Below are 229 nucleotides of genomic sequence, written 5' to 3' on the forward strand. Positions count from 1 at the left end.
AGGGAAGTATTCAAAAGCGGGAAAAGGAAATTGAGAAACTGGAAGCCCGGGCTCCACACCGGCAAGATGGTAAACGAATCGTACAGGGGATGCCCAAAGCAGGAAACCAAAGCCATATCCATATTATCGTAAGTAGAAAAGATGCCTCTAATTCGGTTAGCTTGTCCCCGGGAAGTAAATACAAAGCTTCAGAAGTTAACTTTAATGGTAAGACGGTTAAACGCGGATT

1 protein-coding gene is annotated in these 229 nt (G+C 44.1%); it reads left to right on the forward strand.

Going from position 1 to position 229, the window contains the following annotated elements:
* Positions 1-229 (forward strand): DUF5712 family protein (locus RM529_RS18280; RefSeq protein ID WP_311486098.1); only part of this gene is annotated, 229 nt, incomplete at both ends.

It is taken from the genome of Autumnicola edwardsiae (assembly GCF_031846505.1).
Taxonomy (GTDB): domain Bacteria; phylum Bacteroidota; class Bacteroidia; order Flavobacteriales; family Flavobacteriaceae; genus Autumnicola; species Autumnicola edwardsiae.